Here is a 14,939-nt window from a genome sequence, read left to right as displayed (position 1 = left end):
GAGCGCGACCGCCGATGGTTGTTTCGATTTCAGGCGGCGTGAATTCCGCAATTCTGAACGGGAGGCTGTGTGCTGAACCGTGCTTGCAAGCTCCTCTTGACGATCGCGCTGTCGCTTCCGTCGATGACCGGCGTGGAGGCCGAGGAGTTTGGACAGGGTGGTGCGCATCGTCATCATCCGCCCCAGGATCAGCTCCTGCACGAGAAGTTCTATTCGAACTGGCACATGTCCGACAATCCGGTGCTGAGTTGCTGCAACAGCGCGGATTGCTATCCGACAGAGGTACGGTACGTCGAAGGCAGGATCTACGCACGGCGCCGGGAAGACGGGAAGTACATCCTCATTCCGTCCCAGAAGGTGGAACGAAACAGGGATAATCCCGACGGCCGCAACCATCTTTGCGCCCCGCCGCCGTCCGCGTCGCTGGTCGACACGGTCTACTGCTTCGCGCTCGGAGGTGCCACGTGAGGTTCATACTGGTGAACGGCCGAACCCCTTTCCGCAAGACGTTCTGCCTATGGTGCTGCGAGGAGATCAGCGGCAGCTACTTGCGCGATGTCAGGACGCTGCTGCCCTACTGCGGCTACGAATGCTACGCGCTTCAGCATGAAAGGGCACCGTTGATCGAGGAACGTACGCGCGCGGCGTCTTGAGCAGACAGGCGAACGAGACGCATCGGCGGGTACGCCTGCCGGCAGGAGAGGACACGGCATTGCGATTCATGCTCGTCAATCAGGAACGTCCCTGCCACGGCGCCGTCTGCAGCGCGTGCGCCCGGCCGCTGGGTTCGAGCTACGTCCGGCACGTGTCCAAGCAAGAGCGTTATTGCGACCAGGATTGCTACCGTCGAGATCAGCAGACCGCCATGGAACTGCTGTGGCCCTACCGCAGCTCGCTCGAAGTGATCGCGGTGCTGGCGGCGATCTCGAGCTGGAGCTGGATGATGCAGATGGGCGCGCTCTCGCGCTCGCTGACCGAGGCATATCTGCGCGCCCACGACCTTCTGACCACGGAAGGAGGTGACGGCTAGCTGAACGACGCAGGCCGCGCAGAGTCGTCGGCCGCAGTCACCGCGTCAAGCCCCGCGCCGCGTCCAGCCCCGGCGGTCGCGAGGCTAGGGCGAGGGGGCTGCGGCCGATACCGTTGGTGCCGCGCTCACTTCCTGCGTCGTGACGCGCTGCTCGGATTTCGCGGCGACCATGCCGCTGCTCTCGAACCGCGCGCGGTAGACCAGCACGTTCTCGATCACACGCTGGACGTAATTGCGCGTCTCCGACAGCGGGATGCGCTCGACCCAGTCGACCGGATCGACCTTGGGATCCCTGGGGTCGCCGCGCGCCTGCACCCATTCGCGCACGCGGCCGCGGCCGGCATTGTAGCCGGCGAACGTCATGATCTGGTTGCCGCGATATTCCGACAGCAGCGCGCTGAGCTCGGCCGCCCCCATCTGCGTGTTGTAGACGGGATCGGAGACCATCCTGTCCCAGTCATAGGTCAGGCCGAAGCGCTTTGCGGTGTCGCGGCCCGCTTCCGGCGTTACCTGCATCAGCCCGACCGCGTTGGCAGCCGACCTGTCGCGCTGGTCGAACGAGCTTTCGGTGCGCGCCACCGAATAGATCACGCTGGTCTCGATCGCGGGTGCGACCTGCTTGTGCTCGGGAATGCCGATGGTCGGGAAGGCGTAATGGTCGAGCGCGAGCCCGCGCGCCAGCGCCGACTTGCCCACCTCCAGCATCACGCGGGCATCGTTGCGCTGTCCGGCCAGCTCGCCGAGGCCTTCGAGCGCGGCGACGTCGGTGCTCTCCTTGGCAAGATCCTCGGCGTAGTAGAACACCGTGTCGCGCTCGCCGATGCCATAGAGCATGTCGGCCGCGCGCACGCGCTCGTCCAGGGCTTGCGGGTCGGCTGCGGCCAGCACGGGCGAGGGCGGGCGCAGCTCGATGCGGTCGAGGCCGAGCTTGGCGCGGGCGAGCTGACCGTAATAGGCGGTCGGGTAGCGCGCCGCCGCTTGATAGCTCTGGCGCGCATCGGCCGGCGCCCCCATCGCTTCCGCGGCACGGCCGCGCCAGTAATGGGCGCGCGACAGCGCGAGTGGATTGGCCGAGCCTTCGTCGATCGCGGCGAAGTGCATCATCGCCGTCCTGGGATCGTCGAGATAGCGCAGCGCGATCCAGCCGCACATGAAGTGGTAGTCGACGCGGTAGACCTCCATCGCCGGCACGGCCGCCGCTCGCACCACGTCGTAAGCGGTCTTGAACTTGCCCTGGTCGAGCAGTTTTCGCGCGAGCAAACGGCGCTCGCGCCACCAGGCGTCGGTGTCCTGCGCCGCCATGGCGTCGGGTGCGGCGGCCAAAATCACCTCGGCCGCATCGTCGATGCGGTCCTTCTGGAGATGCCATTGCGCGCGGCACAGCACATAGCCGAGATCGCGGCGCGCCTCGGTCGAAACGTCATCGAGATAGTCCTTGGCCTTGTTGGCCTTGCCGGTGACGGCGGCGCAGGCCTTGACGATCGCGAGCGCATCCTCGCCGAGCCGTTTTGCCGCGCGCCTTGCGCCGGCATAGTCCTTGGCGCCGAGCCGCTTGTCCATGCGGGCGCGGTGGTCGTCCGCGGTGAGGAGATCGCGGAACGCCTCGTAGGAATCTTCCTCGCTGCGCTCCGACAATTCGTCCGTGCGCCAGGCCTCGCGGACGAGCCGCGCGGCCCTGTCGCTGTCGCCTTCAGTGAGCAGCACGCGGGCGAGCGCGAACTTGCCCTTGGCGCTGCTCGGGCGGTCCATGGTGAATTTGTGCACGGTGGCCGCGTCGGTCTTCTCCTGCCACAGCCGCGCCTCGGCGCGCCGGCGCAAAAGCGCGCTGCTCGGCCAGTCAGGATTGGCGGCGAGGAAGGCGGCATAGCGCTTGAAATTCGCGGTACTCTCGGAATGGCGCAGCATGAACCAGTCGGCGAGCTTCTGCCCGGCGGGATCAGCGATGCGGTCGCGCGCCGCGCTCGCGTCATCGGTCTTGCCCTTGCGCGCGAGATCGATCGCGTCCTTCAGCGCGGCGAGGTCGCCGGTCAGCGGCGGCGCTGCCGGCTTGTCTGACGGCTCGTCGTCCTGCTTCTTCGGCTTGCGCTTCGCCTCGGCGTGCTTGCCATGGCGCGATTTCGCCGCGGCGTGGCGCTGCTTGCCGGCTTTCGCCTCATGCGTCTTCTTCGACGCGGACGGTTTGTGACTGCTTTTCGCCGCCAGCTCCGTCGGAAGGAGAGCCAAGGCGGCCACGGCAACGACACACGCGAGCGAGCGTAGGCACTGGTTCATTCCGTGGTCCCCCCTGCGAAACCAGTACAAACCAAAGTCCGCGACGACATGCGGCTCGAGAATCAAAGTGACGCCGAAAACGATGCCACGGCATCGTTTCGCATTTGTCACGCTGTCGCAACAATGCGGCAAAATACGGATGGAAGGCGGGAACTCTTGCAACGGGGAATAGAATAGGCCCTTTAACCTTTGTTAACGAATAAGGCTCCGGCGACGGTTGCGCACGGTCCAGGGCGCCGTGAAGGGCCAGATTGCGCGTATTCCCGGGCTGAAATCCGGTGTATTGAGTTCCCTGACCCGTCCTTTCAGCCTTTGCCCCGCACCTATGCCGATTTTCAACCAGTCGATCCGACGCAAGATCGTCGGCATCGCCCTCGGATTGATCGTCCTGATGCTGGTCACCTCGATCCTGTCGATGGTGATGTCGAGCCAGGTCGGCGTCCTCCTGGACGAGCTGACCAACCGCTACATCCCGGCCTATGGCGATCTGGCGCGCGCCAATATCCGCTCGCTGGAGCGGTCGGTGGCGCTGCGGCGCATGGTCATGATGAAGATGCAGGCGTCCTCGGACGAGGAGGCCTATGCGGCGCGCCTGCGCGAGTTCGAGGAAGCGGACCGCAAGATCGAGGAGGAGGCCGAGGGCGCACGCAAGCTCATCAACGCGATCATCGACGACCCGAGGACGCCGTCCGACAATGCCGCGCTGGCGCGGATCGAGATCCGCATCGAGACTGCCGTCACCGAGCTGCGCCGCGACCTGAACGAGGACCACGCAAAGCTGCTCAAGCAGGTCGACGCCAAGCAGATGGCAGAAGCCCGCGGCACGCTGGAACATATCGACGCCATCCGCGACCAGTTCAATCGGAAGTTCGATGCGATCCGCGCCGACATGCTGACACAGGTCTTCGCTTCGACATCGCAGGTGATGAGCCACCAGCGCCAGGCCATCATCGTGTCGGGCATCGTGACCCTGCTCGCCGCGATCGTCGGATTTGCCTTCGCTCTGCTGGTGTCCGGCGGCATCACGCGGCCGGTGCGGTTGTTGCTGGCCGGCACCCGCGAGGTCGAGGCCGGGCGGTTCGACAAGACCATCGCCGTCTCGACCCAGGACGAGATCGGCGAGCTCGCGGCCGCCTTCAACCGCATGATCGAGCAGTTGCGCCACAACGAGCGCATCCGCGAGACGTTTGGCCGCTACATCGATCCCAAGGTGGTGCAGGGCCTGATCGAACGGCCCGAGGTCGCCATCGACGGCCAGCGCCGGGTGATGACCATCATGTTCTGCGACATGAGCGGCTTCACCTCGATGAGTGAGGGCATGACCCCGCGCGGCCTCGTCAAGGTGATGAACCACTATTTTACGGTGATGTCGGCCCCGATCAGGAGCAATCGCGGCGTCATCGACAAATATATCGGCGATGCCATCATGGCCTATTGGGGCCCGCCCTTCATCGAGGAGGATGAGCCGGCACTCCTTGCCGGCTGTGCCGCCATCGACATGGCCGACCAGGTGCCCGCGCTGCAGAAGCAATTGCCCGATCTGCTCGGCATCCGCGCCATGCCCGTGCCCTGCGACCTGCGCATCGGCATCGCCACCGGCGAGGTCCTCACCGGCAGCATCGGCTCCGAGCTGATGATGAGCTTCACCGTGATGGGCGATGCCGTGAACCTCGCTTCGCGGCTCGAGGCCGTCAACAAGGTCTACGGCACCCGTATCCTGATCTCGCAGGCGACGGCGGATGCGGTCGGTGAGCGCCTCGAATTGCGCGAGATCGATCGTCTCGCGGTCGCCGGCCAGAGCGCGCCCCAGGCGATCTTCGAGGTGATGGCGAGGGCCGGCGTGCTCACCGCCGCGCAGGACAGCTTGCGCACGCACTATGCCGAAGGTCTTGCCGCCTATCGCGCCCGCCGCTTCGACGAGGCCCGCGCCGCCTTCAACGCGGCGCTCGAAGCCGTCCCCGGCGACGGTCCCTCGCGCGCGCTGCTCGCCCGCATCGCGCAGTTCGAGGTCAATCCGCCGGACGAGAGGTGGGACGGTGCCTGGCGGCTGGAGCAGAAGTAAGCCGCCGCGGGAAAAATTGTTTCTACTCGATAACGATGTTCGCCGTGACCTATTTCCCAGGCTTAGGTTGATCGTCCTTGAGGCGTTTGATGGGGACACGCCGATGACAGAACTTGAGGACAGGCTGGAACGGTTCGAGACGCTCACGGCCGAATGCGAGCTGATCGCCAAGCTCGCCACCGACAGCACCAAGCGCGAATTCTATCTCAAGCTCGCCGAGCACTATTATCAGCTTGCGCGCGAGACGCGGGCTGCGGTCGCGACCAGCGCTGCGGCCTGAAGGCGGCTGCAATCCGTTCTTAACATTTGGCACGCATCCTTTGACGGGAGCGAGCGTCGCGATTCGCGATGGCTCGCAGTGGGAATGCCGGGACTCGCTGCAATGCAGCGTGTCTCGCTGATGTTGCTTTGCCGGTGCTTTTTCGGGGCAATCCCATGCGTCTGCTTGCGGTCCTCATCCTCGCGCTCATGACAGCGGCCTGCAACCAGGAACAGGACATCACCGGCTCGACCGCAGCCTGCCCGGTGCGGAACTACAGCTCCTACAACCCCCGCGACATGAACCAGTGCGTGGCCGCCTGCAAGGCGTGCGACCATGGCAACACGGTCACCTGCACCACGTCCTGCACGCTCAAGGGCGCGCACTGATCGGCCAGCGGTTTGCAAAAGCCTGAGGGCCGGATCGCCGGGCCCCTTGGGCATTGAGGGGTTGACGGTGTCGGGGCACCGGAACGATTCACCTGACATAATCATTGGTAGGAGCAGGCAGGACGCGGAGTCGGATGGAATGGGTATGCTCGATCCCGGCCGGTTTCTGGTGTCGTGCTCGCAGTGCGACGCGTGGCCGATGGCGGCCAACGTCAAACGCTCGAGCTGGTCGACGTCCCCGAGCGAGGTCCGCTTCGTGTGTCCGCGCTGTCGCCGCGAGGAGACCGCGATCATCTCCGCCTCGGGCGAATTGACGCCGATCCGGCGCATCGACATCCCGCCGCGCGACGTCACGGTGGCCTGGGCTCAGGCACAGCGCCAGAGAGGGCGGGCGTAGGCGGCCGCTCTATTGCGCGATCCCGTGTCGGAACCCGGGCGATCGTCGGACGTTTCCGCCCCAACATCACGTATCGAGGCCAGGCGAATGATCAGCGCGCATTTCGACACCCGTACACGGATCAACATGAAGCTGGCGCTGGATCGGATTTGCCGCAATCGGCCCAGGGGCGAGGATCATGGGTTCCGCAGGTCGGTCGCCGAGAACATCGTCCGCTGCGCGCTCGCGGGCCGAACCGGCATCGGCCAGCTTGTCGATGCCGGAGAGCGGGCGGTGGTCACGACGCGCGCGGTGCGGAAGCCTGACTGATTGTGTTTGCCTCGCGTTTGCAGCTCATCGTTCAACCGGTCGATTGACTCTCCGTACGGCCGCCTCGTAGATTGATCGGTGACGGTTCTCCGCACGGAGATCAAAAGGGAACGTGGTGCGAGATTGTCCCAACGCCGGGATTGTCCCAACGCCACGGCTGCCCCCGCAACTGTAAGCGGTGAATCTTTCGTCATATGCCACTGGGAATCTCGGTCCTGGGAAGGCGACGTAAGGTAACGACCCGCGAGCCAGGAGACCTGCCGTCAGCCGTGGTCACACGCGAAGATGTCGGTCGGGGAGTACAGGCATTAGCTTCACCGGAGCAATCGATTGCTCCGCCGTAAAGCCTCGTTCGCTGTGACGTGCCACTGACGTCATGCCGAGGTTACAACTGTGTCCCGTATTGTCTCTGCCGCCAGGCGCCTTCGCGCCGGTATCGTTGCTGCCGTTTTCCTCCATGCGATCGATCTCCCCGCAGCTTTCGCGCAGCAAGCCGCCGCCGAGCAGCTGCCGCCGGTCGAAGTGACCAGGCCCGACGATCAGAACCGCACGCGCGCCAGGGCGATCGGCGACGGCGACACGACGAGGCGGCGAGCCCCGAGTGGAGCGCCGGCAGGCAATGGCGCCGGCTCGTCCGGCTCCGGCGGCGAGGCGGTCGCCAGCAACGGAGGCATCGTCGGGGCCGCCACGACCGTCATCACGGCCGCGGATATCGCACATGCGCCCTCGCAGACGCTTGCCGAGATCATCGCGACGCAAGTCCCGGGTGCCCAGATCACGACGCTCTATGGCGGCCAGATCGGCGCGAAGACCAGCGTCGACCTGCGCGGCTTCGGCGCGTTTGCCACTGCCAATTCGCTGGTGCTGATCAACGGGCGGCGGCTGAACGACATCGACATCGCGCAGGTGGACCTCTCCACTGTCCCGCTCAATTCCATTGAGCGTATCGAGATCACGCGCGGCAATGCCGGCGCGGTGCTCTATGGGGACAATGCGGTCGGCGGCGTGATCAACATCGTCACCAGGAACGGCGTCGGCGGGCCGCCCGTTGCCGCGCGCATCGAGGCCGGCTTCGGCTCGTTCGACACCAGGCTTGGCAATGTCTCGACGTCGCTCAATTCCGGTCCGTGGTCGACCTCGTTCTACGGCAATGCCGTCAAGACAGACGGCTACCGCGACAACAATCGCCTTGTCCAGGAGAATGGCGTCGGCAACCTGAACTACACGACATCAGACCTGACTGCTTTCGTCACCGTTACCGGCGACAATCAGGAGCTGCGATTGCCGGGCGGCCGCACCGTCGATCCGTCCATCGGCGTCGACGAGCTCGCGACCAACCGACGGGGCACCAGCACACCCTTCAACTACGCCAACCAGCAGGGCTTCAGCGCGACAGCCGGCTTCACGAAGACCCTGGCCAACGGCATCGATCTGATCGTGGACGGCGGCGTGCGCGACAAGAAGCAGCAGGGCGCGTTCTTCTCCGGCCCGGCGCCGGTTCCCGCGTTGTTCACGTCCACCTATGTCGATGCCGATCTGACGACATGGTCGATCACGCCGCGGCTCAGCGTGAAGGGCTTGCTGCTGGGGATGCCGTCGCAACTGCTGACCGGCCTCGATTATTACGATGCGAGCTTTCAGCAGAACCGCGGCGCCGGCCAGGGGCTCGCGCCCTGGCACAATTACGATCTCAGGCAGCAGACGGTTGCGGGCTATTTTCAGCACGCATTGGGTGTGGCGCCGGCGACTGACGTCTCCTATGGCGTGCGGGCAGAGCGTCAGTCTCTCGGCGCGAGACAATTTTGACGTCGCCGCTCCGTTCAACACCGACATCGGCGCGCTCCCGCTCAGGAGCGACGAGACCCAATACGCGCTGCACCTCGGGGTCGAGCATCGCCTCAATGACATCGTCTCGCTGTTCGGCCGCGCTGCGCGCGCATTCCGCACGCCGGATGTCGATGAGCGTGTGTCGTCGGGCCCTTCATTCGACCCCTTCTTCAATCCGCTGCCGCAGACCTTCCGGCTCAAGACCCAGACCTCGCAGGATGTCGAGGGCGGGCTGCGCATCAAGGGAGGCGGGCTGCAATTGCAGAGCAGCCTCTATCTGATGGACCTCGCCAACGAGATCCACTTCAGTCCGATCCTGTTCTACAACACCAACCTCGATCCGACCCGCCGTTACGGCTCGGAGACCAGTCTGTCCTATCGCGTCAACGACTCTCTGCTCCTGCGCTCCGGCATGGCCTATACAAGGGCCGTGTTTCGCGAGGGCGTCTGGGCCGGCAACGACGTGCCGCTGGTGTCGCGCTACACCGCGAGTGCAGGCGTCACTTGGAACATCTGGCAGAACTATGTGGTGCTCGACGCCACCGCGCGCTTCTGGAGCGAGCGGCGCATGGACAATGACCAGGCGGGAACACAGCGGCCGATCCCAGCCAATGGCACGATCGACCTCAAGCTCAGCGGTCAGTACGAGCGCTACTTCTGGTCTTTGAGCGTCAACAACGTGCTGAACGCGCTCTACTACGACTATGCGATCGCAAGCACCTTCACGGACGGCCGCTTCAGTGCCTATCCGCTGCCGGGCCGCACCTATCTGCTCAAGGCCGGCGCCAAATTCTGATCAAGGCTCTGATCGCGACGGGGGCTGTCATAGGCTCCCGAATGGACTAGAATTCGAAAAGAAGGAGATTACTCATGGCTCTCAGCACCCTGCCGCCTCACGCCGACCGTTTCCGGCTCCATCCGGTCGCGCCGCGCCTTGCATCGATGTTCTGCTTTGCGCTGCTGGCGGTGTCATGCGCGCTCGCAAGTCTTGCGCTCGCCTGCGCAACGCCCTTTGCGGCCTTCGCGGTCGTCGCGGCCGCGATGTTGCCGCTGCGGCCGGCACTGCTCGTCGTCAGCGGCGCGTGGCTCGTGAACCAGAGCATCGGCTTCGGCGTGCTGCACTATCCCGTTGCCGGCAGCACGATCGCCTGGGGCTTTGTCATTGGCGCTGCTGCACTCGTCGCGACCGCGGCCTCGTCCGCCGCGCTCCGTGCGCTGGCGCATGGCCGCACGCCCCTGATGCTGGCGATCACATTCGTCCTCGCCTACGCGGCCTATGAGCTCGTGCTGCTCGCTGCGACGCCGGTCCTCGGCGGAGAGGGCGCCTTCACCGCGGCCATCGTGGCGCGGATTGGACTGACCGGCGCCGTCTGGCTCGCCGGCCTCGTCGCCGCCTGCGAGATCGTCCGCCTGGTCGATCCGTTCGGGCGCAGGGGCGCGATGTCGGCCTGAGCGGCCCTCTGAAAGCCCCGGATGGGAGCGCAGTGAAATCCGGGCTACGAGATCTTGCGTTGCCCGACGGGCAAAACACCCCCGCGGTCGGTCAATCCGCTTGCGCAAAAATATTCCACTTTGCCGAAATTCGGAAATGGCGTACGTCTCGCCCATCCCGGCTCATCCTTGAGGGGCGATCTTGTGTCGTCACGTTTCGCGAGCCGGGCTTGCGGTGGACGCGGCAGCGTCGGGCGCGAGAGTTAAGGGCAGGGCGGATTGCTCTCCGTGAGCCCAGGACTTCGTGCTGGATGAGCGACGCTGTCAGGTTCGTCTCGCCTGTAAGTTTCCGGCTCCGTCGACAGGGCTGGGAAAACTGCGGCGAAATGGCGGGCCGTGCGTACGGCAAAACCGTGTGGTCCTTTCCGCAAGGCCTTTTTCCGGCCTCTTGAAGGCGGTGAAAGTACCTGAAACTAAAGGCATATTTCGGTTGTTGCCCGGCTAACGAACGAGCCGACCGAACCTGCCGGGCCCTATTAGGCCCTAGTACCCATTTTTCTTGGAACGTGAGTCGTGATTCAAGGTCGGGATGATACCCGAAGCAAGAGAAGTCCACCTTTCGAGGAAAGATCGCAAGGTGCTTGAGGCGTGCTGTCGCTCACCGGTGACGTTGCAGCGCGATTTGAAGCGGGCGCGGATAGTTCTGTTGGCGGCGGATGGGCGCAGCACCCGGTCGATCGCCAAGGAAGTTGGGGTCCAGCCGCGGATTGTCAGCCTTTGGCGGCATCGCTATGCCGACCATGGCCTTGAAGGGCTGCAAGACAAGCCGCGGCCTGGCAAGCAGCCGATCTATACGAAGACGACCGACAAGCGGATTCTGAAGCTGCTGGATAAGCCGCCACCGCAAGGGTTTGCGCGCTGGACCGGCCCCCTGCTGGCCGAGGCGCTGGGCGATGTCGATGTCCAATATGTCTGGCGGTTCCTGCGCAGCCACAAGATTGACCTGGTGGCTCGCAAGTCCTGGTGCGAGAGCAACGACCCGAACTTTACGGCCAAAGCCGCCGATGTTGTCGGCCTCTATGTCGCGCCGCCGGCGAAGGCCATTGTGCTGTGCGTGGACGAGAAGCCCTCGATCCAGGCTTTGGAGCGAGCGCAGGGTTATCTGAAGTTGCCCAATGGCCGCGCCTTGACCGGCCAAAGCCACGATTACAAGCGGCATGGCACCACAACATTGTTTGCGGCGCTCGAAGTCGCCACCGGAAAGATCATCGCGACCCATTCAAAACGCCGGCGCCGCGTCGAGTTTCTCGATTTCATGAACAGCGTCACCGCGGCTTTTCCGAACCGCAAGCTTCACGTCATCCTCGACAACCTCAACACCCATAAAAAGAACGAGGACTGGCTCAAGGCCCACCCCAACGTGCAATTTCATTTCACGCCGACAAGTGCGTCATGGCTCAATCAGGTCGAAGTATGGTTTTCCATCTTGCAGGGGCAGTCGCTCAGCGGCACCTCCTTCACGAGCCTCAAGCAGCTTCAGGAACACATCGATGCCTACGTCAACGCATACAACGACAGAGCCGAGCCCTTCGTCTGGACCAAGAAAAAGGTCCGTCAACGCCGTTTCAAAGGCCGCCGTATCACTCAGCTCTGATTCCGGGTACTAGTTTCACACCTGTCCGCTGGCGCGGCCCTGCTGTTGCGGCGCGCTGTGCGGCCTTCCTGCGGGCTCGACGCTGTCGCCTGCCGGTCGCGATCTAATGGATGCGGTCAGCGATGATGCCGAGCATAACAACTACGGCTGCGAGCAGCCACATCACCCCTCTGATATCCTGCCGCGTATGTCGGATGTAGTCGTCGGTGCCGCCAGTGTCCTTGCGCTGCTCTCTGTTCGCGAGGAAGACCACTACGACTATCATGCCAATGCCGATCAGCGTGAACATGGTACTTCCTTCACTTGAGCCTGCCCGTCCAGGCGGCGAGCATCGAGCAGAGCCTTGCAGCGATGAGCAATAGACGGATGCGGTTATCCCCCGCCTTCGGGCCGTTCGGCGCGGCGGCTTCGGCCGGTTAGCTTGAAGCGGGCAACGCTCGTTGCTGCCCGCCCCAATCGCTTACTTGAAAACGCCGTTTGGCCAAATGGAGCCAACGAGGACGGCTAAGGCGATGAACAACTCGGATAGAGCATGCACCGAGGCGGGTTCGAGCGCGTGCATCGCGTTCACCCTTCATCAATGGATGATTGTTTTGCGATGCATGTTGGACGAGACATGCCCAGTGCGCTTGCGAGACACCGATTGCGACCGAAAACGCGCAAGCTCCTGAATGATAGCGCCTGAACCCCTAAAACTTCACTAAATCCGCGACGCCCGGCGATGTTTCGCGCAATTCGGTAGCGCGCGGTGAAGTGACCAGCCGCACGCCAAGCAGCGCGAGCGGCGAGATGTCGGCACGATGCTCGACCGGGGAGCAGACGTTGCTGCGCAGCCACACCAGTGCCGCCTCATCGCGCTCAACCCCCAGCAGATCGCCCTGCACCTCGGCTTCGCGCTGTTGCCGCGTTTCATGCGACAGCGCCGCCTCGTCATCGGCTTCGGTGTCTATTTCCGCAGCAAGCCGTTTGATGATGGCCTCGGAATGCAGCCACACGAGCAGAAGGGTCGCTGCGTCTATTTCTGCGAATGCAAGCGATGGCGCACCGGTGTTGTAGACCTGCGACTGCAAGCGCTGCATCGGCCCGACGATCTTGCGATCGTGCTCGATCAGGTCCGAGACATCCGGCGCGCCCTGCATCGCCGAGGGCCGCCGTGGGCCGGACAAACCCCAATCATCAGCACGGGTTCACAATCGTGCGCGCGCGCCTTCCTTTGCCCCGCCCCCGACGCGGATCGAATTCGTCAACCGCGTTCTGCCAAGCGATGATCTCGTCCTCAAACCAGACGCGCCGGTTCGGGCTGATGTAGGTTGATTTGGGGAAGCGGCCGGACTTCTCCATGCGGTAAAGCGTGGTGCGCCCGACCGGGATGATCTCCAAAACCTGCTTTTCGTTGAGCATGCGTCGAGGACCGAATCTTGTGGGTTCTTCCTCCTCCAATTGGGCTCCGTGTCGATTTCCTGCTACCATCCGAATCTCAGGTGTTCCCGCGGCATCGCGCCACTGCCTCGTCATGACAATGTCTGCGCTCACACGGAACCAAATGGAGCAACGGGCATTCGGGTGGAAGATTTAACTAGCCGAAATTGCACCCCTCAACCCAATGCCTCATGGTTCGGACTGGCCGACAGCAACAAGGATCACGGATGATCCAGAGCAAGCACGCGCTTATCTAGCGACTGTGCTGAAGGCATTCGGCCCAGTCGGGGCGATAGTCGATTACGTGGGGCCGGATTGGGGAACTGTGTCCGAACCTGATCTATTTGAGCGCCCGACACGCACCGACGAGGTGGCTCGCCACGTTGAGCACAAGCTCCGGGCGGCCGGGCGCCTATACTGGAGAGTGTCGCGGTTCCGTTCCGTTGCGGAGACTCGTGAGTTGCTTGACGATCTCCAGATGAAACTGAGCGTCGTCTACCGCCGGATGCAGCAGCTACCGAATGTCCGCAGAGCATTTAACGCTGGACGGGACAGGGATGTGCCCGACAGCGGATGGTACCAAGATCCGCCCGACAATCCATGGTATCCACATGTGTTCGACACCAGCGTTGCTGAAGAAGAAGTTCCCGAGCACGAAAAATGGGGGCGGCTCCTGCTGGCAATCGAGGACGGCTGGAGCAGAGTTGGGTACTTATTGAGGCCCGATGTGGATTTGGGTGAATTGTTGGAACAGCCGCCAACCAACCAAAAGAACCCGGAACGCGTGCTCTGGGAAGCGATCTTCGCGCTGCTGCGGGAGTGTGGCATTGAGCCGCTGGAGAGGTATCAGCCCCTGATATACACGCTCAGAGCTGCGCACCTGCTGTTCGGAATTGAGGAGCCGCCGAACCCTAACAGCGTCGGCTACGTGAAATTTGAATTCCTGAAGCAGCAGGCAAGCAGCGGCAAACAGCAAGGCATTGGGTGAGGGGGACTAATAATCCCTAGCTAAATATTCACGGCAGGACTGCCTTCCGGCTCAATGAGCCCCGCGGGTCACTTCAAATTCCTCCGGGTGTGGTCAGTCAAATTCCTCCACCCGCGAGGCAGGACAAGGGACTGTTAGTTTGAGTTTGTTTCCCGGGCAAGAGCTTCAGCGGCTTCTTTGAGCCGATAGCTGCGTCCGTCGAACTCAAGCAGATGGCAATGATGCATAAGGCGATCGAGGATCGTCGTGCTCATAGTGTTGTCCCCAAGGTATGCCCCCCAATCCTGCACGACGCGATTGGAGGTGACGATGACGCTGCGGCGCAGTTTGTAACGCTGATGGATCAGGGTCTGCAGCAAAGTGCCGGCGTCGTCGGGGATGGCGCGTGCGAGGAATAGATCGTCCAGCACGAGGAGATCGCAGTCGATGATGGTTCGCAGCCGGACCTCGCGTTGTGCCGGAGAGTTCAGGGCGTAGCGGTGAAAGAAGTCGTCGGTCTCAAGATACTGGACCTTGTGGCTTTGCAGGATCGCCTGATAGGCAATCGCCTTGGCGATGTGCGACTTCCCGGTGCCAGGTTTGCCAACAAGCAGAGCGTTCTCGCCAGCGGCAATGAACGCCAGGGTGTGGAGCTGGAAGCAGGTCTGACGTGGCAGTTTGGGATTGAAGGACCAGTCGAACTCGGCGAGCGTCAGCTTTTCGTCGAGCCCGGATTGCTGGTATCGCCGCTCGATAAGACGGGACTGACGACGGTCCAGTTCATCCTGCAGGATAAGGGAGAAGGTCTCGAGGAAGGGCTGGTTGGCGCCCTGCGCCTGGAGCACGCGCGTCTGCAGCGTGTCGCGGACACCCGACAGGCGCAGCTGTCGTAGGCAACGCTCAATTTCCGGCATGGTCATCATG

At 63.4% G+C, this 14,939-nt stretch carries 16 protein-coding genes, 1 pseudogene and 1 riboswitch; of the genes and pseudogenes, 12 read left to right on the top strand and 5 right to left on the bottom strand.

Annotation, left to right across the window (positions count from 1 at the left end; all coding sequences use genetic code 11):
- The first annotated feature begins 96 nt into the window (after positions 1-96).
- The 3 genes from ACFLEY_RS25435 to ACFLEY_RS25425 are packed head-to-tail and all read left to right on the top strand — an operon-like array spanning position 97 to position 1,030.
- Positions 97-468 (top strand): hypothetical protein, encoded by a 372-nt coding sequence (locus ACFLEY_RS25435; protein WP_249162916.1) that lies wholly within the window; start codon positions 97-99, stop codon positions 466-468.
- Positions 465-653 carry a hypothetical protein gene (locus ACFLEY_RS25430; protein WP_060912348.1) on the top strand — a complete coding sequence of 63 codons (189 nt, stop codon included), beginning with the start codon at positions 465-467 and terminating at the stop codon, positions 651-653. The genes ACFLEY_RS25435 and ACFLEY_RS25430 overlap by 4 nt, the downstream gene beginning before the upstream one ends.
- 59 nt (positions 654-712) lie before the next feature.
- Complete coding sequence (locus ACFLEY_RS25425) at positions 713-1,030, top strand: hypothetical protein (RefSeq protein ID WP_249162915.1); 318 nt, start codon at positions 713-715, stop codon at positions 1,028-1,030.
- A gap of 84 nt (positions 1,031-1,114) precedes the next feature.
- Here the strand turns inward: ACFLEY_RS25425 and ACFLEY_RS25420 are convergent, their stop codons facing one another.
- Complete coding sequence (locus tag ACFLEY_RS25420; RefSeq protein WP_038967239.1) at positions 1,115-3,301, bottom strand: lytic transglycosylase domain-containing protein; 2,187 nt, start codon at positions 3,299-3,301, stop codon at positions 1,115-1,117.
- Between the two features lie 325 nt (positions 3,302-3,626).
- Between ACFLEY_RS25420 and ACFLEY_RS25415 the strand changes: the two genes are divergently transcribed.
- The 8 genes and pseudogenes from ACFLEY_RS25415 (at position 3,627) to ACFLEY_RS25380 (ending at position 11,629) form a co-directional block, all read left to right on the top strand.
- The gene (locus ACFLEY_RS25415) at positions 3,627-5,363 is read left to right on the top strand and encodes an adenylate/guanylate cyclase domain-containing protein (RefSeq protein WP_211433605.1); all 1,737 of its coding nucleotides are present in this window, start codon (positions 3,627-3,629) and stop codon (positions 5,361-5,363) included.
- A gap of 103 nt (positions 5,364-5,466) precedes the next feature.
- Positions 5,467-5,643, top strand: coding sequence for a hypothetical protein (locus tag ACFLEY_RS25410; RefSeq protein WP_166466009.1), 177 nt, complete (start codon positions 5,467-5,469; stop codon positions 5,641-5,643).
- Between the two features lie 155 nt (positions 5,644-5,798).
- Positions 5,799-6,011: a hypothetical protein gene (locus tag ACFLEY_RS25405; protein WP_027548279.1), complete on the top strand. Its 213-nt coding sequence runs from the start codon at positions 5,799-5,801 to the stop codon at positions 6,009-6,011.
- A gap of 139 nt (positions 6,012-6,150) precedes the next feature.
- A complete protein-coding gene (locus ACFLEY_RS25400) occupies positions 6,151-6,408 on the top strand; it encodes a hypothetical protein (RefSeq protein WP_028171829.1) in 258 nt (85 codons plus the stop codon).
- 87 nt (positions 6,409-6,495) lie between these two features.
- On the top strand, positions 6,496-6,717 hold the full coding sequence (locus ACFLEY_RS25395; protein WP_011087535.1) for a hypothetical protein: 222 nt from the start codon (positions 6,496-6,498) through the stop codon (positions 6,715-6,717).
- 65 nt (positions 6,718-6,782) lie between these two features.
- Positions 6,783-6,997, top strand: a riboswitch (cobalamin riboswitch).
- Positions 6,998-7,110: 113 nt separating this feature from the next.
- Positions 7,111-9,340, top strand: a pseudogene (locus ACFLEY_RS25390) (TonB-dependent receptor).
- A gap of 74 nt (positions 9,341-9,414) precedes the next feature.
- Positions 9,415-9,996 (top strand): hypothetical protein, encoded by a 582-nt coding sequence (locus ACFLEY_RS25385; protein ID WP_060912344.1) that lies wholly within the window; start codon positions 9,415-9,417, stop codon positions 9,994-9,996.
- A gap of 568 nt (positions 9,997-10,564) precedes the next feature.
- Positions 10,565-11,629: an IS630-like element ISRj1 family transposase gene (locus ACFLEY_RS25380; protein ID WP_026192128.1), complete on the top strand. Its 1,065-nt coding sequence runs from the start codon at positions 10,565-10,567 to the stop codon at positions 11,627-11,629.
- Between the two features lie 103 nt (positions 11,630-11,732).
- Here the strand turns inward: ACFLEY_RS25380 and ACFLEY_RS25375 are convergent, their stop codons facing one another.
- The 3 genes from ACFLEY_RS25375 to ACFLEY_RS25365 form a co-directional block, all read right to left on the bottom strand.
- A complete protein-coding gene (locus ACFLEY_RS25375) occupies positions 11,733-11,918 on the bottom strand; it encodes a hypothetical protein (protein ID WP_028171483.1) in 186 nt (61 codons plus the stop codon).
- Positions 11,919-12,318: 400 nt separating this feature from the next.
- Positions 12,319-12,768, bottom strand: coding sequence for a hypothetical protein (locus ACFLEY_RS25370; RefSeq protein WP_028171484.1), 450 nt, complete (start codon positions 12,766-12,768; stop codon positions 12,319-12,321).
- A 37-nt stretch (positions 12,769-12,805) separates the two neighbouring features.
- Positions 12,806-13,030: an AlpA family transcriptional regulator gene (locus ACFLEY_RS25365; protein WP_038967980.1), complete on the bottom strand. Its 225-nt coding sequence runs from the start codon at positions 13,028-13,030 to the stop codon at positions 12,806-12,808.
- 478 nt (positions 13,031-13,508) lie between these two features.
- Between ACFLEY_RS25365 and ACFLEY_RS25360 the strand changes: the two genes are divergently transcribed.
- Positions 13,509-14,036: a hypothetical protein gene (locus ACFLEY_RS25360; protein ID WP_162185845.1), complete on the top strand. Its 528-nt coding sequence runs from the start codon at positions 13,509-13,511 to the stop codon at positions 14,034-14,036.
- Between the two features lie 134 nt (positions 14,037-14,170).
- Here ACFLEY_RS25360 and istB read toward each other — a convergent pair whose 3' ends face one another.
- Positions 14,171-14,938, bottom strand: a complete 768-nt coding sequence (gene istB, locus ACFLEY_RS25355) for an IS21-like element IS1631 family helper ATPase IstB (protein ID WP_038952109.1) — start codon at positions 14,936-14,938, stop codon at positions 14,171-14,173.
- Between the last annotated feature and the right edge of the window lies 1 nt (position 14,939).

Source organism: Bradyrhizobium sp. YCK136, from assembly GCF_044570075.1.
In the GTDB taxonomy this organism is placed as follows: domain Bacteria; phylum Pseudomonadota; class Alphaproteobacteria; order Rhizobiales; family Xanthobacteraceae; genus Bradyrhizobium; species Bradyrhizobium diazoefficiens.
The sequence above is the reverse complement of the archived record's forward strand: the minus strand, read 5'-3'. Positions and strand labels throughout refer to the sequence as shown.